This is a genomic window from Aquimarina sp. 433 (assembly GCF_054054605.1).
Window position 1 is genome coordinate 90,979 of sequence record NZ_JBSWZK010000010.1, and the last position, 24,612, is coordinate 115,590.

Sequence of the window (24,612 nt, forward strand, 5' to 3'; positions counted from 1 at the left end):
ATGTATGAACGTGTTAAAGAAGTTCTCAAAAAAATCATCCCCAAAGATCTTTTATTTCGGTATGAAGAAATAATTCGATTCCCTTTCGCAATACAATATTATGGTAGAAACCATGTGTGTAATATTTGCAATGCCCATCTCAGAAAATTTATTGTTTTAGATACTGGAGAAAAAATATGCCCTTACTGCGGTAGTTTATCCAGAACCAGAAGGCTTTATAAAATATTACTAGACAAATTTGATTTAAAAGGAAATGTATTACACTTCTCTCCTTCCAGATCATTATATAGAAGACTGAAAAAGAATAAAAGTATATCTTATTTTAGTACAGATTTCGAAAATGAGTTTATCGCAGATTTTCAATATGATATCACTGCTATTTCTGTAGAAGACAATCTCTTTGATTTTATCATCTGTTATCACATTTTAGAGCATATAGAAAATGATAAAAAAGCAATGAGTGAGTTGTATCGTGTTCTAAAACCGAACGGAATATTATTAATTCAAACCCCTTTTAAAGATGGTGAGATCTATGAAGATCCGAGCATCAAAGATCCTAATGAACGATTGCATCATTTTGGACAAGAAGATCATGTACGCGTATATTCTGTAGAAGGATTAAAAAATAGATTAAAAGAAAGTAATTTTACAAACATCCAATCGTTAGAATTTACTAGTGATCATACTGATCCATCCACGAACGGTTTACTTACAGAAGAAATCATATTAGAAGTCACCAAATAATGCGTTTAATTACTCTCGATGATATTATAGAAACCTATACCAAGTTTAGACAACGTGGCCTACCATTTATAATGTCTAAACTAAATCTAAATGCCATCAAAAGAACAAAAAGTGCGTTTAACGAATTAGATATCTCTTCGGCAAATTGGTGGATTATTCCTAAAGTACAAAAACGCTGGAATCTCCTAATCACTGGAGATCCTAATTTAGAATATGAGGATTTCGTGATGCAAAATTATTTAAGTGATCACAAAGATTTAAAAATGCTTTCGCTAGGAAGCGGTATTTGTAGTCATGAACTTACGTTTGCTGGTTATGATAATTTTAAAGAAATCTTATGTTTAGATATTAATGAAGTCCTATTCGATCAAGCTCGAAAAATAGCTAATGAAAAAGGATTAAAGTCTATTCATTTTCAGATTCAGGATCTATACAGATATGAATTCCCAGAAAATTATTTCGACATAGTTCTTTTTCATGCTTCTTTACATCATTTTAAGGATATTGAAAACCTTGTAGGCAAGAAGATAAAGAAGACTTTAAAAAGTGATGGAAAATTAATTATCAATGAATTTGTTGGTGCTGATCGATTACAATTTCCAAAACATCAAATAACAGCAACAAACACTGCATTACAATCGATTCCCAGATCGTATAGAAAGAGGTTTAAGCTAAATATTTATAAAAATAAATTTTATGGTTCTGGTATGATACGGATGATTTTGGCAGATCCGTCTGAATGTGTAGATTCTTCTCAAATCATGCCTTCTATTCATAAACATTATAAGACTATTTATGAAGCCTCATATGGAGGCAACCTATTGCCTAATGTACTGAAGGATATTGCACATCATTTTGTGACATTAAATAAAGAAAAAGAGGATATATTAGATCAACTTTTTGAATATGAGGATACTTACATAAAAAACCATTCTAGTGATTTTGTCTTTGGTATTTATCAGAATACTTAGAATATTTCTTCTTATTAAGAATCTTCTTTTTTATATACATGCGGATTTTCTCGAATTCCTTTTTTAAATATTTTACGAACTCCCATTCGTATAGAAGAATCTAGCTTTAATATTTTATCTCTAAAAAACTGTCCTGGTCTACCCCGAAAGGTAGTTACATGAAAATCTCCTTTAGAACCTACAGGAGAGGTCGAAAAATAATAATTAGAAATACAACAACGAACATGATCTGCAGTAACTTTACTTACAGAATGCCAAGAAGTTTTATGCGTAGTCATAATGACCAATCTATTAAAACTAGAATTTACAGTAATAGGAGCTTCTTTGAGTCCATCGGGCCATAACTCTAAATTTCCACCATTATCCATCTCCCAATTTGGTGTTACATAATACAGCAAATTAAGTACACGCCATAATTCCACATCTTTATCATGGGAGTTATCTAGATGTGGATTGAGATAGTTTCCTTTACCCATCATGGAGATACCACCAGCATACAAGTTTTCATCTGGTACTACATTGACATATCCACAAATTTCAGCAATAAAATCAACAATTTTTTGATCCTGAAAAGCATAGATTACTTCTTCCAATAGCGGATCATATTTATTCATCTGAGCTGCTACATACTTGTACTCTCTAATACTTCGTTTGACTTGTACATCTTTCGTTAAAGGGAACTTTTCAAAAATTTCTTTTGCGATATCATCAGGAAGTAAATTATCTATATAGAAATACCCTATTTTCTGACTTGTTTGGTCAAAATGTGTTTTTAAAACTTCTTCATTATCTTTGAGCTTTAAAAGAATTAATTCGGCAATTTTATCTCTGGTAAGGTAATTCATTAATCCCAATTACAAATTTGTCCTAAAAATAATTATAAACTTCTAGTAAAGCATCCATAATGTTGTCAATTTTGATTCCCGTTTATAATTATAATGCGTTTACCCTCGTTCAAGAACTATATAAACAGGTTTCTGATTGTAATATTGCTTTTGAAATAATTGTACTAGATGATCATTCGAATGTTTCCTTTGAGGAAAACAATACCATTAATAAATTAGCTGGATGCACTTATCAAATATTACCCAAAAATATAGGACGTAGTGCTATTCGAAACTTACTAGCTTCAAAAGCTACTTTTGATCATCTTTTATTTATTGATGCAGGTACTTTTCCCTCTCATCATAACTTTATTAAAAAATATTTAAAGAATATCCATCATAAAGTAGTAACAGGAGGAATGACATATCTACCTAAACCTCCTGAAAAACCTTATAAACTTCGATGGGTCTATACAAAAAAACGAGAAGCTGTAATTAAAAAACAAAATGATAAAAGACCTATCGTATGTTCTTCAAATTTTCTAATTCAAAAAGAGGTATTTAATAAGGTTCTGTTTGATGAAACTCTTACAAAATATGGGTGTGAAGATGTTGTGTTTTTTGATACAATTATTCAAAAAGGTTTCACCATCAACTATATTGAAAACCCTGTGATTCATGATGCCAACGATGATGCTGACACCTTTATTACTAAAACAGAATACGCTATCGAAAATTTAATCCAATTAATCAATAAGAATAAACTTACTCCTGATCGATATAAAGTATCTAGATTGTACTATTTACTTCGCAAAATACATTTGGATAAATTAGTCAAATGGGTATTTCTTACTTTTAGGGGCAGTCTTACAAGGAACTTAAAATCATCTAATCCCTCTATTTTATGTTATGATTTTTATCGTTTAGGTTATTTTTGCTTTATCAAAAACAAAAAATAGTGTCGTTTTTCTCGATCATCGTTCCTCTCTATAATAAAGCAGATAGTATCTCTGCCACATTAGATTCTGTCTTTCATCAGACATACGATGATTATGAACTTATTATCATTAATGACGGATCCACTGATCATAGTGAAAAGATTGTACAGCAATATGCTGACAAACGGATAAAATATTATGCAACTCCTAATCAAGGAGTTTCCAAAGCACGAAATTTAGGAATAGAAAAAGCATCAGGTACCCTTATCGCTTTTTTAGATGCTGATGATTTTTGGTACCCAAATCATCTCGAAATACTTTCGAAACTATATCAAACCTATCCTGAGGCCGGAATATTTGCTACTTCTTATGAAAAAAGATATAGTCCCACTGCTATTTTTCCTGCTAATTTTAAAAATATAGATTCAACAGGTCAAACTTTCCAACTGGTAGAAGATTTTTTTCATTCTAATATCATCGATGCAATTATATGGACTTCGGCATGCGCTATTCCCAGAAAAGTATTGGATGATATAGGTGTTTTTGACACTACGATCACGCATGGAGCAGGAGAAGATACTGATCTTTGGATTAGGATCGCTTTAGCACATGAAGTTGCTCTTGCTACCTTTATCACAGCTACATATCACCTAGATGCTACCAATAGAATTTCTAAAACAAATACATTAAAAAGAAAATTTTTAGATTTCGAAAAATTTAAACAAGAAGAAATAAACAACATAAGTCTTAAGAAATATTTAGACCAAAACAGGTATGCTATATCCTTACTATATAAAGCTGCTGGAGATCACAAAACTGCTAGAAAATATAAGGATGGTATTGATCTTCGAAATTTAAGTGCAAAGCAGAAAATGTTATTGTACAGTCCGAAGAATCTTTATCTTTTAATAAGGTCAATTAAAAACAAAATACTTCTAAATACAGGTATTAAATTATCTGCTTTTGAATAATTTAAATTTTTCAAAATCCCTTATATAATCATCTTCCTTAAAAATTTCTGAAGCAATAACCAAACAAACAGCACCCGAAGAAAAGTTTTCTAATTCTCTCCATATCCCAGGTTTGATCAATAAACCTTTATTTGGTTTATTAAGAGTAACCTTTTTGGGGATTGTTCCATCATGTAAAATCACATCAAAACTACCACTGATGGCGATAAGAAATTGATATAACTCTTTATGAGCATGACCTCCTCTAGTTGCATCACTTGGCACATCATACAAATAATACACCCTTTTAGCATCAAAAGGAATTACTTCTTTTTCTATCACTGCAATAGTACCTCTGGGATCCTTAATATTGGGGATTTCCATAATCAAACAGTCATTAACCATATTGGTTACTTTTATATTTTCGGAGGAAGTATTGCTTGCCATTGCGGTGCGATATTTTCAATTTTAAACTTTGTTACACTCTTTTTTGTTCCTTCTACACACTGATTATAGAACTCTTCATCCTCTATCATTTTGTTCAGAGCATTCTTGTACGATTCTTGATCTTTAAGCGGCACTAATATACCATTATCCCCTGTAACCACGATTTCAGAAGGTCCCGACTTACAGTCTACAGATACAACAGGCGTTCCCATGGCTAAAGACTCTACTAAAACCATTGGAAAACCTTCATAGTTACTAGTTAAAGTCGTAAAAAGCGCTTTTTTAATATAAGGAAATGGGTTATCAGAAAAACCCAAAAAGATGATATTTTCTTCCATCTTACACGAACGTACAAGATTTTGTATCATCTCTTTATCTGGACCATCACCCATAATGTAGAGTTTTACTCCTTTTTGTGGTAATCGAGAAGTTGTATAGGATTGGATTAAGAATTTATAATTTTTTGATTCATCAGTAATTCTCCCATAAGATAATATATAGGGCTCAGATGGAACCTTTACCTCTTCATCTGCTAAGTTATTCCAGTATTCTTCATCAAAAGCATTATAGATACATCTCCCCTTTTGAAGTTGATACTTCTTTTTAAAATGGAGTACTGATTCTTTGGACACGCCCACCAATTCATATGAATTCTGGTATAGCTTTTTTCCTAAAAAAGAACTATTAGGAAAATAACTACTAAGGTTATAATTATGTACTACGAAGATCGTATCCGTTTTCTGATACACAAATGTATTTATGAACCATTGCCTAAACCAGCTTGGTCTAGGAGCAGCATCGATAATATAATCAAACTTGTTTTTACTGATCAATTTTCTACTAATCACAAATTTATCCCATCTTTTGCGCAATCCTTTCCGTATAGCTGTAAGTTTCTCTAGATTAACTAAATCACCTTTATAGTTATATACAACATGATCTAAAATACTCACGATTGTAATATCGTAACCAACATCTGATAACATTCTGGAGAGTATAGCACTGGACCGCTCTGCTCCACCAATTCCAAGAGAAGAAACCATAATACATATCCTTATTTTACGTTCTTTCTCCATTTCTATATCAAATACTTCTATCGGGTCCAAAAAATGATTTTCTAAAAACTAGTATCAATAACAGAAAATAGAAAATATAATTGCAACAGTGCGCTATCGAAGCTCCTACAAAACCATATTTATTAATTAAAAATACACTAACTACATATAAAAACGTAAGTGAAATAATTTCTGTAATGATGTAATACCAAAACATTCGCTTTGCCAGAAACTGGTACGCAATCACTAAAGAAGCTATTTTAAAAATATCACCCAATAGCTGCCAAAGGAATAATGGTTCCATCACTTCAAATTCCTGAGAAAACAAAATTTTAATAATTACATTTCTTAAAATATAAATTACTAAAAAAATAGCTACAAAAACTGGCAATATTATTTTATAAAAGCTGATCACTTCTGTCCTAAAACCTTTACTCCTTTTTATCTCCGTCAATTTTGGCAATAAATAAATCGTAAGTAAAGTGGTAATAAACAACATGTATTGTGCACTTATGTTCTGTATTGCTTCCCAATATCCCGCTTCTGCCACACCTTCATTATAGATAATATGGTTTCGAATTTTAATTAAAATCGCAGGTAATGCCGTTGTTGAGATTAAGGCCATAATAGCATAAGAACTCAACTTTATCGTATATTTTGTAGACGGTTTATCGAAGCTAACAAAATCCAAAAGCTCTTTCCGATATAAAATCATTGTAATAATTAATGCAACTGCCGGATTTATAATGATTGCCCAAAAAGCACCTTCTAACCTATATTTCCATACCATAAAAACAGTAATCAACAATCCAATAATACTAGCGATAATATTAATCACTATGTACACTTTATATTTGGAATTGCCATTAATGATGGCGAGACATAGCATATTAACCGTATAAAAAGGTAATGCGATAGCCACTCCTTTGAATACAAATTCATATGAATATTTGGTGCCAAAAACCAGATTATTCCAAAAAAACGGATCTATATATAACCAGACAGAAAGAAAAATGGTAACCAAGAAACATAATACAAAAGAAGTAGACAACACCATCTTCAATTCTTCCTTATCATCCTTAAAATCCGCAACGTATTTTACAATTCCATTATATAAGCCTACAGTTCCGGCTGATTGAATAGAAGTAAGTACATTCCTCAAATTCCCCATTAACGCTAACCCTTCTGGTCCTAAAATAACGGCAACAATTTTTAAACTTATCATACCCGTAATCATCTTTACGGCCACACCGATAGCATTAAAAGAACTAACTTTAATTAACACATTGTTTTTAAGCTTATGAAAATAGGAGTTCACGCTATTGGTATTGATTTAATACTTGTATGATATAATCAATTTCATGGGTTTCTAAGCTTACATTAAGAGGAATACTCACTACTTCATTATGAATTCTTTCCGTAATGGGTAAAGAAAGCCCAGAAAACTCCTGTAGTGCCAGTTGTTTATGAGGCGGAATTGGGTAATGGATATGATAACCTACTCCTGATTCTTCTAAATAGTTGAAGAAGTCCTTTCGGTTCTCTACTCGCACCACAAAAAGATGAAAAACATGGTTATTAGACTGATCCCAGAATGGAAGCTTAATTTTTTCATTTTTTATTTCGGAAAGGTAACGTTTAGCAATCGATCTTCTGCATGTATTATCCTCTTCAAGATATGCCAGCTTTTCCAATAAAAAGGCTGCCTGCAATTCGTCTAATCTAGAATTTACTCCAGCGTATTCATTTCGATATTTTTCTGAAGAACCATAATTACCTAGACATCTTGTAATATGAGCTAAATCCCCATCGTTTGTAGTTATTGCACCTGCATCACCCAACGCTCCAAGGTTTTTTGCAGGATAAAAACTAAAAGCAGATGCATGAAATAAACTACCAGCTACTTTTGTATCATTATGTTGAGCGCCATGAGCCTGGGCAGCGTCATCAATTACCAATAAATCATGTTGCTCTGCTATTCTTTTAATTGCTTCTATATTTGCTAACTGACCATATAAATGAGTTGGGATAATAACCTTGGTCTTATGAGTTATATGCTTTTCTAGTTGGTTTACATCTAAATTAAAGGTATACTCATCTGGTTCCACTAATACTGGAGTCAGCCCAGCATATTTAACCGACAATATCGTTGCTATAAAAGTATTAGCCGCTATAATTACCTCATCACCAATGCGCAATTTACCCAATTCGATATACGCCTTTAGTATAATAGTTAGTGCATCTAACCCATTACCAACTCCTATACAATAATCTACTCCACAGGATGTGGCAAAAGACTTTTCGAACATCTCTACATAGTTGCCTTTTATATAAATACCAGTATCTAGGAAATTCGCAAAAACACTTTTAAATTTTTCATGATAACGCTTATTGATCTTAGGTAAATCTATAAACGGAATTGATAGTTTAGCGTTTGTCATTATCTAAAAAGTATGAAACCAATTTTATTACTTCTTAGCAAAATAATTTGGTAGGCTTTCTGTTTTTTTATTAAAGTATTAAAAATACCTTTACAGCAAAGATATTTGTTTTTATGTAAGCCCATAAAAATGGAGTATATTTTTTAATACCTTCTTTTACAGAATGAACTCGATATAAATGAAAATATTGCTAGTTGGAGAATATAGTCGATTACACAATTCGCTAAAAGAAGGGTTGTTAAAAAATGGTCATAAAGTTACAATTATAGGTCATGGAGATTTCTTTAAAAAATACCCTATTGATATTAATATTGATGGAACTTTTATCAAGAATAATTTCTTCTTAAACAAGCTTAGACATTTACTCTTTTTAATTTTTAAAATTGATCTAGCATCTTTAGAAACACTTATTAAGTTTAATAGAAATAAAGGGATCCTAAAGAATTATGACTATGTTCAATTAATTAATGAAACTCCATTTAACATTGGAAACTATTTTGAAAAGAAGTTATTAAAATTTCTTTTTGAGAATAATAATCATGTATACTTATTAGCTTGTGGTGATGACTATCGCTATATTTCTTATTCTCTGGCAGGAAAGTTTCCTTATAGCACATTAAGCCCCTTACTAAAAAACCCAGGACTCAAAAAAGAATATCGATATACACTTAGAGCAATATCTAAAGAGCAAAAAAAAATACACGATTATGTATTTAAGTATATAAAAGGAGTTATTCCAGTAAGTGTAGAATACGACATGGCCTACCGAAATACTAACAAGGCATTACCCATGATTCCGAATCCAGTAAATAGTGATTTGATTAAAATGCAAGAACCAAACCTTGATAGCATCAAAATATTACATGGCATAAACAGCACTAACTACTTAAAAAAAGGAAATCGTTATTTTGAAGAAGCACTAGAAATTATTTTGAAAAAATATAATCACAAAGTAGAAATCATCACTACAAAAGATCTACCTTATAATGAATATATCAAACATTTCTTATCTGCTCATATTATCTTAGACCAGGCACAAGCACATGATCAAGGGTATAATGCACTAGAAGCTATGGCAATGGGAAAAGTTGTTTTTACTGGTGCTGGAGAAGATTTTAGAAAGCACTACGATTTAAAAAACAAAATCGTAGCTATCGACACATCTCCAGACAGTGCTAAAATTGTTAAAAACCTTGAAGAACTAATCCTTAATCCAGAAAAAATTATTGAAATAGGTAAAAACGCAAGGAAATTTATTGAAGAAGAGCATCATTATAAGGAGATAGCGAAGAGATATGCTGATGTTTGGAAAGAATATAGCAGTTAATATCAATACATCTATAGACAAACAAAAGCTACTTCTAGAGTAAGTTATATTTAAAGACTAAGTCGATAAAAATCTTGCGTATAAATTTCGCAACCTAACTCTTCTTTTTGCTTTAATAATCCGTAGTTATTATCAGTTACAGTACCCATATCAAAAAAGCGATAGCCTTCATTTTTATACTTTTCTATCAATGAAATAAAAAGAAAATCTAAAGCTCTATGTGTCTCTCCTTTATCCGTAACTGCTCCGTACTGAGATTTCACCACTTCTTTGGTTTTAAAAATGGTTATTCCTGCTAATACTTCATTATCTAAAAGAATGACAAATTGCTGTATAGCTTTTGGAAAATTATGTTTAAGCAAATGAATCTCTTCTATGGTATGAACAGGTTTCGTACCATGCTTTTCTTTCAATCTTGGTTTTAACACCTGATTCCAAAAAACAGAAAAATCGTCTTCTTCTCTTATTTCAAAACCTAATTCAGCTCTTTTCTTATAGTTCTTTAATTTACTTTTATGTATGGCGAAAGGTCTCTGATAATCTATCGCAAGATTTAAATCTCGCCTACAGCGTTTAGCTCCTAATTCTGAAAGAAAGAAAAGAAATTCATTAGATGGTTGTTGATGATAAAATACAGGAATCGATTTCACATATAGATCTGTTATATCATGTAATCGTAAAAAATCTATGATCTGATGAACCATATTCTTTACTCTTTCTCCTCCTATTCTTTTTTTCAAAATTAGACCTCCATATGTCAGCCCCAAATGAGAATATACTTCTGTATCTTTTACATTTGCAGGAAATACTCCTATCAACTTGTCCTGATCAAAAACCAGTAAAGAAAAATCCTGAAACCGATCCGAATGATACTCCATAAAATCTCTTTTAAAAAGAAATGTACCATTCTTAGCAGTATCAATAAAACTATTCCAGATTGAATAATGGTCTTTATGATATCTCTTAATTACGTAGGTAGACAAATTGTATATTTTGAAAGTTGAAACGAATATTAAGCGTTTTACAAATCACTTCCCACTATTGAGCATAGGATTCAAAAAATCTTCATAATAAAACGAAGCAATCATAAATGTTCTCAATTTTAAAACTTATTTATGATAAAATAACAACTAAAACGTTAAAATGTGAAAATAGTTAATTTGTTTGAGTATCCGGAATATTAGTTTTACTTTTAGCTTAAGTGATCGTGAGTTACGATTCTTTTCTTATAAAAAGGTAATACATATTTATACCAGCTATCGCCGTATTGGTTATGATAATAGGCAAAGACCAGTTGAGTAAGACCCCATAAATTACAAAAGCCACACACCCCACAGTATTTATAAGACGGAGTTTTCTGATATTTCGCATTAAAAATGATATCAATACCATAAATGATGCAAAATACCCAATAAGTTCAATGATAAAATTTTGATCTGAAATCATAGTTAAATGTATTTATTCACAAAACCTGTTGCACCTTTTTCTAAAGGCTTTTTACAAGTTTTTAATCCATAGCAGTATATACTTTTGTTGACCGACAAAAATGACTTAAACCAATTCATCTCCCTATAAATTGAATTGATCCCAAAACCACGATTATCCCAATTTTCGACAAAAAATCCCGAGGCAACTCGGGATTTTTTATTATTTATAACAAAGATAAATACCTATCTATACGATCTTATTTCTTTTACGTTCTACTTCTGTTAAGAAGATTTTTCTAAGACGTAAATGATTAGGAGTTACCTCTACATACTCGTCTTTTTGAATATATTCTAAAGCTTCTTCCAAAGAAAACTTAATAGCAGGAACAATCTTTGCTTTATCGTCTGCTCCAGCAGAACGAACGTTAGATAACTTTTTAGTTTTCGTAACATTTACGGTCATATCATCTCCTCTAGAGTTTTCTCCGATTACCTGTCCTTCGTAAATATCTTCTCCCGGATCGATAAAGAACTTTCCTCTTTCCTGTAACTTATCTATTGAATATGGTATTGCAGTTCCTTTTTCCATAGAAACTAAGGATCCATTAATACGTCCTGGAATGTCACCTTTTAAAGGTTGATATTCTTTAAAACGATGTGCCATAATTGCTTCTCCAGCAGTAGCAGTAAGCAATTGATTACGTAATCCTATGATTCCACGAGAAGGGATTAAGAATTCACAAATCATACGTTCTCCTTTGGCTTCCATGCTTAACATTTCACCTTTTCTTAAGGTTACCATCTCTACTGCCTTTCCTGATACCGTTTCAGGCAAGTCGATAGTTAACTCTTCTATAGGCTCACATTTTACACCATCAATTTCTTTGATGATAACTTGCGGTTGTCCGATTTGTAATTCGTAACCTTCGCGACGCATCGTTTCTATCAAAACTGATAAATGCAGTACTCCTCTACCAAAAACCATAAACTTATCTGCACTATCTGTTTCATTTACTCTAAGTGCTAAGTTTTTCTCTAGTTCCTTTTCTAATCTTTCTTTGATATGTCTAGAAGTAACAAACTTACCATCTTTACCAAAGAATGGAGAATCATTTATGGTAAACAACATACTCATTGTTGGCTCATCGATGGCAATAGTTTCTAATCCTTCAGGATTTTCTATATCCGCAACGGTATCACCAATCTCAAAACCTTCTAATCCTACTAAGGCACAAATATCACCAGCTTCTACCTTCTCCACCTTTCTTCTTCCTAATCCTTCGAACGTATGAAGCTCTTTAATTTTTGACTTTTTAATGGTTCCATCTCTTTTTACCAATGAAACCTGCATTCCTTCAGTAAGTGTTCCTCTTTGTAATCTACCGATAGCAATACGACCAGTAAAAGATGAGAAATCCAAAGATGTAATTAACATCTGTAGCGTTCCTTCTTGTACTTTTGGTGAAGGAATATGCTCCATAACCATATCTAACAATGGTTCTATATTTTCAGTTTCCTTCTGCCAATCATCACTCATCCAGTTGTTCTTAGCAGAACCGTATACCGTTGGAAAATCTAACTGCCATTCTTCTGCTCCTAATTCGAACATAAGGTCAAAAACCTTTTCATGAACCTCATCAGGAGTACAGTTTTCTTTATCTACTTTATTTACAACCACACAAGGCTTCAATCCTAGATCAATTGCTTTTTGTAAAACAAAACGTGTTTGTGGCATTGGTCCTTCAAAAGCATCCACCAATAATAGCACACCATCTGCCATGTTTAATACACGCTCCACTTCTCCACCAAAATCGGCGTGACCTGGAGTATCAATGATATTGATTTTTGTTCCTTTATAGGTTACAGATACATTCTTTGAAGTAATTGTAATTCCTCTTTCACGTTCTAGATCGTTATTATCCAAAATTAAATCCCCTGTGTTCTCGTTTTCACGAAATAATTGACAGTGATACATAATCTTGTCTACCAAGGTAGTTTTACCGTGATCAACGTGTGCAATTATTGCAATGTTTTTTATAGCAGTCATATACGCCTGATTTTAAGCGTGCAAATTTACATTATATTTTAATAGTTTGTATATTAATTTTAAAATATTAAAAACACCTAAAAATCAGATACTTAAAACCTTTACCAAAGACAGGACATATTTTACAGTATTAGGAATTATAATCAGAATTTGATATTAAAATTCTTATGTTTATAACAATCCTTTAGAGATTTAATATTTCATTATTTTTCTTAATCTGTTACTTCTATTTCTTTCTCTGAGTTTCTATAATAAAGCTATTCACATAAAAGTAACAATATGAACTAAAAGATATATCTTTGCGGTTCTAAATTACAAACATGGAACTTTCTAAAATCAAAAACCTAAAAAACCTGGATGCAAATAATTTTTTCCTTCTTGCTGGGCCTTGTGCTATTGAAGGAGAAGAAATGGCGTTGCGCATTGCTGAAAAAGTAGTTGAGATTACTTCGAAGCTAAAAATACCATATGTTTTTAAGGGTTCTTTTAAGAAAGCTAATCGCAGTAGAATTGATAGTTTTACCGGAATTGGGAATGAAAAAGCATTGAAAATTTTACGCAAAGTAGGCGAGACTTTCGAAGTTCCAACGATAACAGATATTCATGAAAATGATGATGCTGCAATGGCTGCAGAGTATGTAGATATTTTGCAAATTCCAGCATTTTTAGTTAGACAGACAGATTTAGTGGTAGCAGCCGCGAAGACTGGGAAGACGGTAAACTTGAAAAAAGGACAATTTATGAGTCCTGAAGCCATGCAACACGCTGTGAAAAAAGTAAAAGATAGCGATAGTGATTTAGTGATGGTTACGGATAGAGGAACCATGTTCGGATATCAAGACATGATTGTAGATTTTAGAGGTATTCCTACGATGAAGCAATATGCAACTACAGTTTTAGATGTTACCCATTCTTTACAACAACCAAATCAATCGAGTGGAGTTACTGGTGGTAGACCAGATATGATAGAAACAATCGCTCGTGCAGGAGTTGTTACTGGTGTAGATGGATTATTTATGGAAACACATTATGACCCGGCAAATGCTAAAAGTGATGGAGCTAATATGTTAGATTTACAATACTTAGAAAAATTACTAAGCAATCTAGTCGCAATCAGACAAACGGTTAACTCGTTATAATTTTCTTATTTCTATGTTGGTATGCTTGCTCGAGTAATTCGATCAATATATCATTTTCTATCTCATCTGGATTTCTATAGCGTAAGGACTTGACATACTTTCTCTTGTCACTTTGTAATTTATCCAAATGATCAGTAAAATATTGTGCAGCCCAAAAACCAATATCCAAGTATCCTTTCGTTACGTTTAAATAACAAATGGGTGCCTTTTCAACATAGTAAAAAGGAACTCTCCATTTAAATAATAATTCGGCTTCAGGAAGAGTAGACTCTACAATCACCTGAACTTGAAGTAGCATCGTTTTAAATGGTTCAGGTTGATTTAAGATATATTGCTCCGCTGGTTTCAATAAAAAATAGTATTTTAGAAAGACTGTTGCATATTAGTAACCCCAAGATATCTAATCACTTTGAAACCTCAAAACATTACTCTTTTATTTGTATTTATTATCCTGTTGTTAGGGTTTGGATCCTCCAGTTCTTTCGCACAACAAAAGAAACAAGAAACTATTACAATTGAAGCTACCGTATTAGATAAGGAAACGAAAGATCCTTTGCCTTTTACAAATGTACTACTAGAAAATACTTCTATAGGAACTATTACGAATGAAGATGGGAAATTCGAATTGACTTTTAGTAAAAAGTATGCTTCCTCTTCAGTCATTTTTTCATTCGTTGGTTATGAGAATAACAGTATCCCAGTAAAAAAGCTAAAATCTCCTACTCAGAAGATTTTTTTAAAATCAATCTCTACCTCATTAGATGAAATTGTGGTTACTGCGAAAAACAAATACAAGGAAATGATCAATGAAGCAATCTCTCTTATCCCCAAAAACTATGCGCAACAACCTGTCACGCTAGAAACATATTATAGAGAGCTAACCAAAATAAATGATAATTATACCAAGTTTGCTGATGCAGCAACGGAAATTTACTATTCTGCATATGACAATAATTTTGATTACTTATTATCCAACACCAATTATAAGCAATTCAATCGTTTAGAATTTAATATAAATCAAGTTCCATTTCCAGAACCCAAGGAGTTTGTGGCTGATATGAGGGATAAAACTAAAATAATTGCCTTAAGAAAGAGCGATAACCTTCAGGATTACAAGATTATGGAACGATCAGAAGATCTAAAATCCATTGATACTACCAATTTAAAATGGTTAGAAAATAATGAGATAGGCGGAGGTCCACTGAGACTTACGGGAGCTGACAAAGTAAAACGGCAAGCAGATTTTTTTAATCCTAAGATAAATCACAAATATAAATTTACTTTATACGGAAAGAGTACTTACAACGATAAACTGGTATACATAATTTCGTTTAAGCCCAAAGATTCTAATGATATTGAGGCTCCCTATATTGGTGAAATAACATTAGAAGAAGAAAGTAAAGGTATCATTTCCTATAATTATCAACTTACAAAAAAAGCAAAGAAGAAATTAAACGAACGCTTTGCAGCACAATTAAGAACACCTAAAACTGTAGAAAAAAAATCTAAAAAGACATTTATTACACGTATTACTAGTTTAAAGGATTATAAAGTGTATGTAAATTTCTCGGTATATAAAGATAAGTGGTACTTAAAAAGAATTAAAGCCACTAATTCTTATGACAACAAAGGTGACTTATTCGAAAGTTATGAAGCCACCACAGAATCAGAATTAGTGGTAAACTCTATTAAAACTGAAAAGCTATCATCACCTGAAAATGAAAATATATTTAAAAATAATTTCTCTAATTCTTTGTTTACCTATCCTCTCCCCTATGATCCAAGTTTCTGGAAAGATTACAATGCTTTAATCCCCACTGCTCTCCTTGGTAAAGCATTAGAAGATCTAGAAGCCAAGGAAAGTTTAGAATCACAGTTTCAGAATAAAAATTGATTTAATCTCGAAAAAAAATTTGTGAGTATCATTTATTTAATCTTACTTTGTATTTCAAAGTACTTTTAAAATGAGCACAGAAGATTATTTAAAAGACATCACTGAGATTAAAAATATGATGAATAAATCATCACGATTTTTCTCTTTAAGTGGTTTATCAGGAATATTAGCAGGAATATATGCGATTATAGGGGCCGCCATTGCATATTATCTAGTAAGCAATAGCGGTAGAGATTATCTTATTTTGCATAGTAAAATCTTCAACTACATTTTAATTGATCTAGCGGCGATAGCTATATTGAGTATTGTTACTGCTGCTATTTTAAGTAATAGAAAAGCAAGAAAAAATAACGAAACATTATGGAATGGTACTTCTAGAAGATTACTAGCAGCCTTTTTAATTCCGCTAGTGACTGGTGGCATTTACATTCTGATAAAAATCTATAGCAACCACTATGGGCATACAGGATCATTAATGCTCATTTTTTATGGTTTAGCCTTGGTGAATGCCTCTAAATATACAATTGGTAATGTAAAATATTTGGGATATGTCGAAATTATATTAGGTTTGGCATGTGCCATATATCCTGGTTTTGGATTCTGGTTTTGGGTACTTGGATTTGGGGTAATGCACATTATTTACGGAAGTATGATTTATTTTCAACATGATTATTCTAATTAGTAAATAATGACATTATGATACTTGACCTAAAACAAATAACGATCAACAAACCTTATAAACTAAGAGAATCTTTTGTTGAAAATTTGAAAATATCAATAGCCATTAAACCTTTGCAATACCTATTTCAATCTAAAAGTAAAATACAACTAAAAGAATTAGCTTTACTGCCTGAAGGAACAATCGGAAATGATGTTTTTAAAATGTTGAACAGCCTTAATCTTAAGATCATACCAAAATTCGAAGAGCACGATATGAAACACATCATACTGGGATACAGCATGTCTCCAATTGATGAAATAAGAATGCAAGCTTATTTATTTGGAAATGGTAATTATAGCATATTTTGTCTTTTGTTTTTAGCATCAGGCATATTATTCCCTGAGCATTGGAAAACTTTTTATATAGATTACAAGAAAGGTAAAAAAACAGTATCCATATCAGATTTATCCTTGGAAAAGTGTAAGATGCTATTATCAAAAGATTTGAAGACTATTTATAGAAGAGAAAAAGGACTATCTGAAACATTAGTCCTTACGAAACGAGTATAAAATCCTAAAGAGCACTTGGGATACGAAATGAAAAACATAATTGGTAATATAAATAAAGCATTTGATCATCGAATTCGATTGGGTATCATGTCTATCCTAATCGTTAACGAATATGCTGACTTTAAAATGCTAAAAGAGTTATTGGGGGCTACAGATGGAAATCTAGCAAGTCACACCAAGGCACTAGAAAAAGAAGCATATATACTAGTCGAAAAATCCTTTATCGGACGTAAACCAAATACCAGATATAGTGCTACCAAAAAAGGGAGAGAAGCTTTTAAAAAACATGTTGAAGCTATTGAAAAATTATTAAAACAGTAGCTATATTTTTTTATTCATTTACTTTGAAATTCAAAGTACTTTTAAAAAAACAAAAAATGAGAGCAATTTTATTGGAAACTTTATACGAATGGAGCAAGATTCCATACCAAAAATGGTTTAAAAGTGAAGAACCTTGGGATATCTCTGTCTCACAATTACTACAATACCCCAAGGAAACTCTTGGTTTTTATTTAGGCGCATTTTTATTGAAACATGATTTTTCACCTCAATCTAAACTTGAGAATCATGATGTATTCCACGTACTTACAGCTACTGGAATTACTGTGCCAGACGAAATTGCAATGCAGTACTATCTGCTGGGTAATGGAAAAAAAAGCGCCTATCTATTTATGGTAATACTTATTGGAACTATACTCTATCCAGACAAATTCAATTTATTTCGAAATGCTTTCAAAAAAGGTAAAAGTGCGTATTCTTTTTACCAGTTGGATTTCCGGAAATTACTAGACACTCCTTTAAAAACAATACAAACCACATTTTTAATCTCTAAATCATGAAAATAACACAATCTATCAATCGGAATGCACTTATGATTGCTAGCTGCAGTTTCTTATTAGGTACAATCATTTTACTTATGCATATGATCATTCCTTGGGATCAAATTATAGTAATCGGTCTTTTTTATGTCATAATCGCTATTGTATTAAACGGAATTACATTGATTGGTTTAATCGCTAATTCTATTATAAATTATCACAATTCAAAAGAGAATCTAACCACTATTGGGATCTTTTTACTAAACATTCCTATTACTATAGGATACTTCCTGATCGTAGCTAATAATCCATTTCCAAAAACCTTTCTAGCATGAAGTATTTACAAAAACAATTACCATTCATAAAAGGATATAGTATAGCTGTTATCTTCAGCCTAAGTTTATTGTTTATTAGAGTTTCAAAATTAGATTCTATTTTTTTCCTATTCCTCATCTGGAATCTATTTTTAGCCTGCATACCGTATGCAATTACAACATTACTTAGCTTTCGTGAGCTATATAAAAATAGATTCCTGCTCGCTATTGGATTCATAAGTTGGCTTGCTTTTTTACCTAATGCTCCTTATATCCTTACAGACTTACAGCATATCCGCTTGAGCACATTACATTCCGTTTGGTTCGATGTCTTGCTTATACTATCCTTTGCCATCAATGGATTGATCATAGGATTTGCTTCGTTAAGATCGATGCAAAAATTCCTTAGCTATCATTTTTCAAAAAAGACTGTCTCCTTCATTATCCATACTACGCTATTACTATGTGGATTTGGAATTTATATGGGAAGAATACTTCGTTGGAACAGCTGGGATCTATTACAAAATCCAATGCATATACTCGGTGATATATTTAGAAGAATTATTTCTCCTATTGAACATATCAATACCTGGGCTTTTACAATAGGTTTTGGAGGTTTTTTAATTATTACCTATCACCTAATCCGCCATTATCAAAAAGAAACTATTTAAAAACATCATCATTATAAACAAGAAAACTATGGAAACTCAAAAGCAAAAAAAGTCCTTTGGACAATGGATAAAAACTTCTGTAACCATCCGTATGCTTATGGTAGGAATTCTCATTTTGGTATTACTTATTCCACTTTCCTACATTAAACTTCTAATTCAGGAACGTGCTGAACGACAACAAGAAGTAATCCGTGAAATCAATCAAAAATGGGGAAATGAAGTTATTTTATATGGTCCCATTCTAAAGATTCCTTATCAAATCCATAATCCACAAAAGCTATGGAATGAAGAAACAAAAAGTTATATAGTAGAAGATAAAATAACTATCAAAAATGCTTATATTCTTCCTAATACTTTGAATATTGATTCGGATGTAGATGTGGATTCGGAAAACTTAAAAAGGGGGATCTATAAATCCGCTGTATTCACTGCTGATATGGATATCCAAGGAGCTTTTACAACCCCTGACTTCGAAACTAAGGATATTGATCAAGAAGATATATTATGGAATAAAGCGACAATAGTTTTAAACTCAACCAATCTAAAAGGAATTAAAAGTAATCTTCAAGTCCAATTAGGCTTAGAAACTTATTCATTACGCTCACGTTATTCTCAAAACAACCACACTAACACTTTAGAAACCAAATTTTTAAAAGAAACCTCACTCCCAAAAGAAAAAACTATAAATTTTACCATCAATCTAAAGATTAATGGTAGTGAAAACTTACAGTTTATACCCGTAGGTAGAGAAACCAATGTAGTTATGAAGTCGAATTGGTGTTCTCCCAGTTTTAACGGAGCACATCTACCTGATTCCAAAACCAGGACACTTGGGCCTGATGGTTTTAAAGTAAACTGGAATGTAATGGAAACAAACAGAGAATTCGAGCAAGAGTTTTATGGAGAACTACCGCAACTAAGCTCAGCTGCTTTTGGAGTAGAACTTCTTATTCCTGTAGATGATTATCAAAAAAGTGAACGAACTGCAAAATATGGATATCTCGTAATAGCTTTAACCTTCTTAGTATTTTTCTTGATACAAACGATTAGTAAAATAAATATTCATCCTTTTCAGTATCTAATGATCGGATTAGCATTGACGATGTTTTACACTTTGCTTATTTCTATATCAGAACACTCCAGTTTTTTATACGCTTATCTTATAGCAGGAACCTCGGTTATACTTCTTATTTCTGTATATTCGAAAGCCATCTTGCGAAGTCTAAAATTTATGGGTTTAATATCTACTTCATTAATCGCTCTATACGCTTTTATTTTTGTAATAATTCAGCTAGAAGATTATGCATTATTGGTAGGAAGTATAGGGTTATTCTTAATTCTAGGAACTATCATGATGGTCTCCAGAAAAATTGAATGGGGTTCATAAAATCACAACTAAAAACAGTAAAATGAATATCTCTAAAAATAGCTACTATTATATATTTGGAACAGTTCTTTTCGTGCTACTAAAATTTGGATTTAAGCAGTCGAATTTAGAAGATCTGACTTTTTTACTTAAACCCACAGATCTTCTTTTGAGTGCTATGGTAGGTTCTTCTTCGGAATATATTGATAATATAGGATACTATCATCAAAAACTTGATGTTGTTATTGACAAATCCTGTGCGGGATTTAATCTTTGGACAATTCTGTTCTTAATGCTATTGTATCTATTCCTTGAGCATTCCAAAACACACTTTATAAAAATGATTGTATTCCCTCTAATTTTATTGTTTTCTTTAGTGATTACTATCTTTGTGAATACTGCTAGAATATTTGTTTCAATTATTTCGCAAAACACTCTTAGTGAACTATTACACCTTCAAACTCATGTGATCCATGAAGGTTTAGGTATTCTCGTTAATCTATCATTTTTGATAGTCACTTATCTAATCACCGACACATTAATTAAAAAATATACGCACCATGCACAACTTACGTAATCCTAAATGGTTGCTAATCATAAATACACTTCCAATTGTTTTGGTATTCTTCCTTTTCTGGGGCCAGTTTAACATTGTTAAAAGTCTTCTAGAAGATTCTCATATTGCATACTGGAAAATATTTGGAAGTATACTGTTTATATTAGGACTCTTGAACTTTGCATACACACTATTCTTGATAGTACGAAAAAGACAAGTATCTGCCATTTATGGATGGATCGCTTTATTAGTGTATATTCCCTTTATCTATCTATACGGCGAATATGCTGATCAAATTATTCCATTTTCAATACCAAGATGGATGATATCAGGGAATATTGTTCTATATCTGGGTACTTTTTTAATGCCTACCCTTTTTTATTCTTTATTGATTGTCGTTCTTCAGTTTACTCCTAAAGAAAAAAAGCATAATGCATTGATAAATTTTGCGGCAGCCATTGCTATTCCAATCTGTTGGTATATTTTCTCACAAGTTATTATTCCTCTTTGGCAGCCATTCGATCATCAGTTTGGGTTCCATATTTTATTGATATTTATCATAATTGGAACCTTATTATTTCTATTCTTTATAGTACGAGGAATTTATATTCTAGCTATTAAAAAAGGAGCTGTCTGGAAAAAATATGATCTTATATGGAAAATACCCATAACAATTGTATTCCCACTTTTAGGACTTGCTATCAACAATGGTATATTATTTAATTCATATAGTATTAATGAATCAGGGATTTTTGGAAATTTCACTAATGTTTGGTTTTATATTTTAGCTATTATCAATGGAATTTTAGTATGCTTACCTACTATCAAAAATAAAACATATCAACTTTTAATATTTATAGGAAGAAGCATTACATTTTCTTACACTTTATATTTCTTTATGGTATTTCTCCCTTTCCTTCCATTATCTGTTATTGCAATAGTAATTGTTGGCACTGGATTTTTAATGCTCTCGCCATTGCTTCTTTTTGTTATTCATGTTCAGGAACTTGTTAAAAACTTCAATACGTTAAAAAATCAAATATCCATTAAGTTATTAAGAAGTATTTCTATTCTAAGTTTTTTAGTACTTCCAACGTGCATAACGATCACTTATAAAATGGATCGATATACTTTAGAAGAAACCTTAGACTATGTATATTCTCCAGACTATACCAAAACATATTTTATCGATACGACATCCTTAAAAAAAACAATACAAACTATCAAGAAACATAAAGATGATAGAAATGGAGCTTTTCTTGAGACTCATCAAACTCCATACTTATCTTCATTTTATAATTGGATTGTTTTGGATAATCTGCTCTTATCCAATCCAAAAATAGACGCAATCGAACATATCTTTTTTGGAGCACCACAAGATGAACCATGGCACGATCAACTACGAAACGATCAAGTTGCCATTTCTAACATACAAAGTAAAAGCATCTATGACAAGACTCAAAATGTATGGAAAAGCTGGGTTCATCTCGAAATAAAAAATGATAGTTCTGATCGATTTAAAGAATATGCCACCACTATAAACTTACCGAACGGTTGTTGGATCAGTGATTATTATTTGTATGTTGGAGACAGAAAAGAGATGGGAATATTAGCAGAAAAGAAATCTGCTATGTGGGTGTTTTCTCAGATAAGAAATGAAAACAAAGATCCTGGAATTTTATATTACTTAACCGGAAATAAAGTTGCTTTTAGAGTTTTTCCTTTCGCTAAAAATGAAACTCGAAAAACTGGGATAGAATTTATACATAAAGAACCAGTTACCTTACAAATTGATGGGCATATTACCACTTTAGGAAGTGAAGTACAGGAAAAAGTATATAGCACCATGGACCTCGGTAATTTGATTTACATTTCATCTAAGAGCAAAAAGAATTTGGCATCTGTAAAAAGGAAACCGTATTTTCATTTTCTTGTAGATGTTTCTGCACATAAAGAGAGGTACTTAAATAACTATAGTAATCGAATTCAAAAGTTAATTAACGAATATCCTCAAATTAGTACTCGGCTTAAAATTAGTTTTGTGAATACCTATACTTCTTCATCCGTAGGTATAGAAAACTGGAAAAAAGAGTTTTCCCAACAATCATTTGAAGGTGGGTACTATTTAGATAGAGCTATCAAAAAAACATTGTTTGATTCGTATCAAAATCCATCAGATTCTTATCCTGTTTTTGTGGCAATTACGGATTCAATCGAGAAAGCAGTGCTAAACAAAGATTTTTCAGATTTTAAAATTGCATTTCCAGACCATAACAGATTCTATAATCTTTCTAACAATGGGATTCTCGAACCGCATTCTCTTTTAGAAAATCCAAAGAAAAAAATAGTTGATTCTGTTCCTATAACATTTGATCAAAATGTTCTTATCTACAAACATAAAGACCTTTCTGTCACCTATTTATCTGAGGATGAAACACCAAGTATTATTCTTAAAAATGGTCCTTATAATATGAGCAAAGAACCAATTTCTGAAAAAAAATGGCTCGACGGATTAGCCATGCAAGGCATGTGGTTATCCCAAACATTATTTCCTGCACAAGAAAAAAAAGATTGGTTGCAATTGGTACGAAACAGTTTTATGTCTAAAATAATGACTCCTGTTACCTCCTATATTGTCGTAGAAAATGAAGCTCAAAAAGCCATTCTTAAAAAGAAACAAGAACAAGTACTATCAGGTAATAAAAATCTAGATATTGGAGATGATACTGCTAGAATGAGCGAACCTCATCTTCTTATCTTACTTATACTATTAGGAATGTTCATTTGGTATCGAAAACATCGTAAGTCTCATACTTATATGCACTAATTAATAGTAAACTACTTTCAGAGGATTTAAATCTTGATTTCCAAATAAAAGTCGTGCTTCGAATTTTTGAAGTGCGACTTTTTTGTCTACTTTTATCTCATAAAGTTAGACTGATGCGAAAGAATATTTTAATACTCTGCATAGCCCTAAGTGCTGTAACCATTTTTTCTTGTAAAAAAGAGAATGATAAAAAGATCATTACTGAAGAGATAACATTTAAAAAAGAAGGAGAACTCTCCATCTATAACATACAAGATTCTATTCCAAAATCTATAGTAAACTTAGATATCGAAATTGCAGATAACGATTATGAACGCGAAACAGGTTTAATGTATCGCAAAACCATGGAAGAAAAACGAGGAATGCTATTTATTATGGAAACCTTAAGGCCACAGAGTTTTTACATGAAAAATACAGAGATCTCTTTGGATATTATTTATATCGATGAGCAATTTAAAATCGTGAGTTTCCAGAAAAATGCAAAACCATTGGATCCAACCTCGTTACCCTCTGGAAAACCTGCTAGATATGTTTTAGAAATTAATGCAGGGTTATCTGATCAATGGAATCTAAAAGAAGGTGATTCTATTAGTTTTAAGAAAAGTTAGATTGCCCAAAAAAGAAAA

Annotated in this window: 25 protein-coding genes; 17 read left to right on the plus strand and 8 right to left on the minus strand. The window is 31.6% G+C overall.

Annotated features, from left to right (window positions below):
• Positions 1 to 744 (plus strand): class I SAM-dependent methyltransferase, encoded by a 744-nt coding sequence (locus ACWNT5_RS19110; protein ID WP_456518287.1) that lies wholly within the window; start codon positions 1 to 3, stop codon positions 742 to 744.
• Positions 744 to 1,715: a class I SAM-dependent methyltransferase gene (locus ACWNT5_RS19115; RefSeq protein ID WP_456518288.1), complete on the plus strand. Its 972-nt coding sequence runs from the start codon at positions 744 to 746 to the stop codon at positions 1,713 to 1,715. Before ACWNT5_RS19110 ends, ACWNT5_RS19115 begins: the two co-directional genes overlap by 1 nt.
• Positions 1,716 to 1,729: 14 nt before the next feature.
• Here the strand turns inward: ACWNT5_RS19115 and ACWNT5_RS19120 are convergent, their stop codons facing one another.
• On the minus strand, positions 1,730 to 2,560 hold the full coding sequence (locus ACWNT5_RS19120) for a 2OG-Fe(II) oxygenase (protein ID WP_456518289.1): 831 nt from the start codon (positions 2,558 to 2,560) through the stop codon (positions 1,730 to 1,732).
• Positions 2,561 to 2,619: 59 nt separating this feature from the next.
• On the opposite strand from ACWNT5_RS19120, the gene ACWNT5_RS19125 reads away from it, so the two are divergent.
• Both ACWNT5_RS19125 and ACWNT5_RS19130 read left to right on the plus strand, forming a co-directional pair.
• Entirely contained in the window at positions 2,620 to 3,498 is an 879-nt protein-coding gene (locus ACWNT5_RS19125; RefSeq protein WP_456518290.1) for a glycosyltransferase family 2 protein, read from the plus strand.
• Complete coding sequence (locus ACWNT5_RS19130; RefSeq protein WP_456518291.1) at positions 3,498 to 4,448, plus strand: glycosyltransferase family 2 protein; 951 nt, start codon at positions 3,498 to 3,500, stop codon at positions 4,446 to 4,448. The genes ACWNT5_RS19125 and ACWNT5_RS19130 overlap by 1 nt, the downstream gene beginning before the upstream one ends.
• Here ACWNT5_RS19130 and ACWNT5_RS19135 read toward each other — a convergent pair.
• Genes ACWNT5_RS19135 through ACWNT5_RS19150 form a run of 4 tightly spaced genes read right to left on the minus strand, consistent with a single transcriptional unit; the run spans position 4,431 to position 8,370 of the window.
• On the minus strand, positions 4,431 to 4,874 hold the full coding sequence (locus tag ACWNT5_RS19135; protein WP_456518292.1) for a sugar 3,4-ketoisomerase: 444 nt from the start codon (positions 4,872 to 4,874) through the stop codon (positions 4,431 to 4,433). The genes ACWNT5_RS19130 and ACWNT5_RS19135 overlap by 18 nt on opposite strands.
• Positions 4,844 to 5,980: a glycosyltransferase gene (locus ACWNT5_RS19140; RefSeq protein ID WP_456518293.1), complete on the minus strand. Its 1,137-nt coding sequence runs from the start codon at positions 5,978 to 5,980 to the stop codon at positions 4,844 to 4,846. The genes ACWNT5_RS19135 and ACWNT5_RS19140 overlap by 31 nt, the downstream gene beginning before the upstream one ends.
• Positions 5,958 to 7,247 carry an O-antigen translocase gene (locus ACWNT5_RS19145; RefSeq protein ID WP_456518294.1) on the minus strand — a complete coding sequence of 430 codons (1,290 nt, stop codon included), beginning with the start codon at positions 7,245 to 7,247 and terminating at the stop codon, positions 5,958 to 5,960. The genes ACWNT5_RS19140 and ACWNT5_RS19145 overlap by 23 nt, the downstream gene beginning before the upstream one ends.
• Before the next feature lies 1 nt (position 7,248).
• Positions 7,249 to 8,370, minus strand: a complete 1,122-nt coding sequence (locus tag ACWNT5_RS19150) for a DegT/DnrJ/EryC1/StrS family aminotransferase (protein WP_456518295.1) — start codon at positions 8,368 to 8,370, stop codon at positions 7,249 to 7,251.
• A gap of 178 nt (positions 8,371 to 8,548) precedes the next feature.
• Between ACWNT5_RS19150 and ACWNT5_RS19155 the strand changes: the two genes are divergently transcribed.
• Entirely contained in the window at positions 8,549 to 9,697 is a 1,149-nt protein-coding gene (locus ACWNT5_RS19155; protein ID WP_456518296.1) for a glycosyltransferase family protein, read from the plus strand.
• A gap of 50 nt (positions 9,698 to 9,747) precedes the next feature.
• On the opposite strand, the gene ACWNT5_RS19160 is transcribed toward ACWNT5_RS19155, so the two are convergent.
• Both ACWNT5_RS19160 and typA read right to left on the minus strand, forming a co-directional pair.
• Positions 9,748 to 10,680: a GNAT family N-acetyltransferase gene (locus ACWNT5_RS19160; RefSeq protein WP_456518297.1), complete on the minus strand. Its 933-nt coding sequence runs from the start codon at positions 10,678 to 10,680 to the stop codon at positions 9,748 to 9,750.
• A 691-nt stretch (positions 10,681 to 11,371) separates the two neighbouring features.
• Positions 11,372 to 13,171, minus strand: coding sequence for a translational GTPase TypA (gene typA / locus ACWNT5_RS19165; RefSeq protein ID WP_299610188.1), 1,800 nt, complete (start codon positions 13,169 to 13,171; stop codon positions 11,372 to 11,374).
• A gap of 320 nt (positions 13,172 to 13,491) precedes the next feature.
• Between typA and kdsA the strand changes: the two genes are divergently transcribed.
• On the plus strand, positions 13,492 to 14,310 hold the full coding sequence (gene kdsA / locus ACWNT5_RS19170) for a 3-deoxy-8-phosphooctulonate synthase (protein ID WP_299610189.1): 819 nt from the start codon (positions 13,492 to 13,494) through the stop codon (positions 14,308 to 14,310).
• On the opposite strand, the gene ACWNT5_RS19175 is transcribed toward kdsA, so the two are convergent.
• Positions 14,297 to 14,659 carry a DUF1801 domain-containing protein gene (locus ACWNT5_RS19175; RefSeq protein WP_456518298.1) on the minus strand — a complete coding sequence of 121 codons (363 nt, stop codon included), beginning with the start codon at positions 14,657 to 14,659 and terminating at the stop codon, positions 14,297 to 14,299. The two genes, kdsA and ACWNT5_RS19175, sit on opposite strands and share 14 nt — an antisense overlap.
• 60 nt (positions 14,660 to 14,719) lie before the next feature.
• Here ACWNT5_RS19175 and ACWNT5_RS19180 point away from each other — a divergent pair, with 60 nt between their 5' ends.
• The 11 genes from ACWNT5_RS19180 to ACWNT5_RS19230 all read left to right on the plus strand — a co-directional run bounded on the left by ACWNT5_RS19180 (position 14,720) and on the right by ACWNT5_RS19230 (position 24,594).
• Positions 14,720 to 16,204, plus strand: a complete 1,485-nt coding sequence (locus ACWNT5_RS19180; protein WP_456518299.1) for a carboxypeptidase-like regulatory domain-containing protein — start codon at positions 14,720 to 14,722, stop codon at positions 16,202 to 16,204.
• Positions 16,205 to 16,274: 70 nt separating this feature from the next.
• On the plus strand, positions 16,275 to 16,886 hold the full coding sequence (locus tag ACWNT5_RS19185) for a hypothetical protein (RefSeq protein WP_456518300.1): 612 nt from the start codon (positions 16,275 to 16,277) through the stop codon (positions 16,884 to 16,886).
• A 14-nt stretch (positions 16,887 to 16,900) separates the two neighbouring features.
• Positions 16,901 to 17,434, plus strand: a complete 534-nt coding sequence (locus ACWNT5_RS19190) for a hypothetical protein (protein WP_456518301.1) — start codon at positions 16,901 to 16,903, stop codon at positions 17,432 to 17,434.
• A gap of 27 nt (positions 17,435 to 17,461) precedes the next feature.
• The gene (locus ACWNT5_RS19195) at positions 17,462 to 17,755 is read left to right on the plus strand and encodes a winged helix-turn-helix domain-containing protein (protein ID WP_299901426.1); all 294 of its coding nucleotides are present in this window, start codon (positions 17,462 to 17,464) and stop codon (positions 17,753 to 17,755) included.
• Positions 17,756 to 17,811: 56 nt separating this feature from the next.
• Positions 17,812 to 18,273, plus strand: coding sequence for a hypothetical protein (locus ACWNT5_RS19200; protein ID WP_456518302.1), 462 nt, complete (start codon positions 17,812 to 17,814; stop codon positions 18,271 to 18,273).
• Complete coding sequence (locus ACWNT5_RS19205; protein WP_343914454.1) at positions 18,270 to 18,587, plus strand: hypothetical protein; 318 nt, start codon at positions 18,270 to 18,272, stop codon at positions 18,585 to 18,587. The genes ACWNT5_RS19200 and ACWNT5_RS19205 overlap by 4 nt, the downstream gene beginning before the upstream one ends.
• A complete protein-coding gene (locus ACWNT5_RS19210) occupies positions 18,584 to 19,237 on the plus strand; it encodes a DUF1361 domain-containing protein (RefSeq protein WP_456518303.1) in 654 nt (217 codons plus the stop codon). Before ACWNT5_RS19205 ends, ACWNT5_RS19210 begins: the two co-directional genes overlap by 4 nt.
• A gap of 28 nt (positions 19,238 to 19,265) precedes the next feature.
• Entirely contained in the window at positions 19,266 to 20,624 is a 1,359-nt protein-coding gene (creD, locus tag ACWNT5_RS19215; protein ID WP_456518304.1) for a cell envelope integrity protein CreD, read from the plus strand.
• A 22-nt stretch (positions 20,625 to 20,646) separates the two neighbouring features.
• Positions 20,647 to 21,180 carry an exosortase K gene (xrtK, locus tag ACWNT5_RS19220; protein ID WP_456518305.1) on the plus strand — a complete coding sequence of 178 codons (534 nt, stop codon included), beginning with the start codon at positions 20,647 to 20,649 and terminating at the stop codon, positions 21,178 to 21,180.
• The gene (locus tag ACWNT5_RS19225; RefSeq protein ID WP_456518306.1) at positions 21,164 to 23,986 is read left to right on the plus strand and encodes an MSEP-CTERM sorting domain-containing protein; all 2,823 of its coding nucleotides are present in this window, start codon (positions 21,164 to 21,166) and stop codon (positions 23,984 to 23,986) included. The genes xrtK and ACWNT5_RS19225 overlap by 17 nt, the downstream gene beginning before the upstream one ends.
• Before the next feature lie 113 nt (positions 23,987 to 24,099).
• Positions 24,100 to 24,594 carry a DUF192 domain-containing protein gene (locus ACWNT5_RS19230; RefSeq protein ID WP_299610206.1) on the plus strand — a complete coding sequence of 165 codons (495 nt, stop codon included), beginning with the start codon at positions 24,100 to 24,102 and terminating at the stop codon, positions 24,592 to 24,594.
• Positions 24,595 to 24,612: the final 18 nt, after the last annotated feature.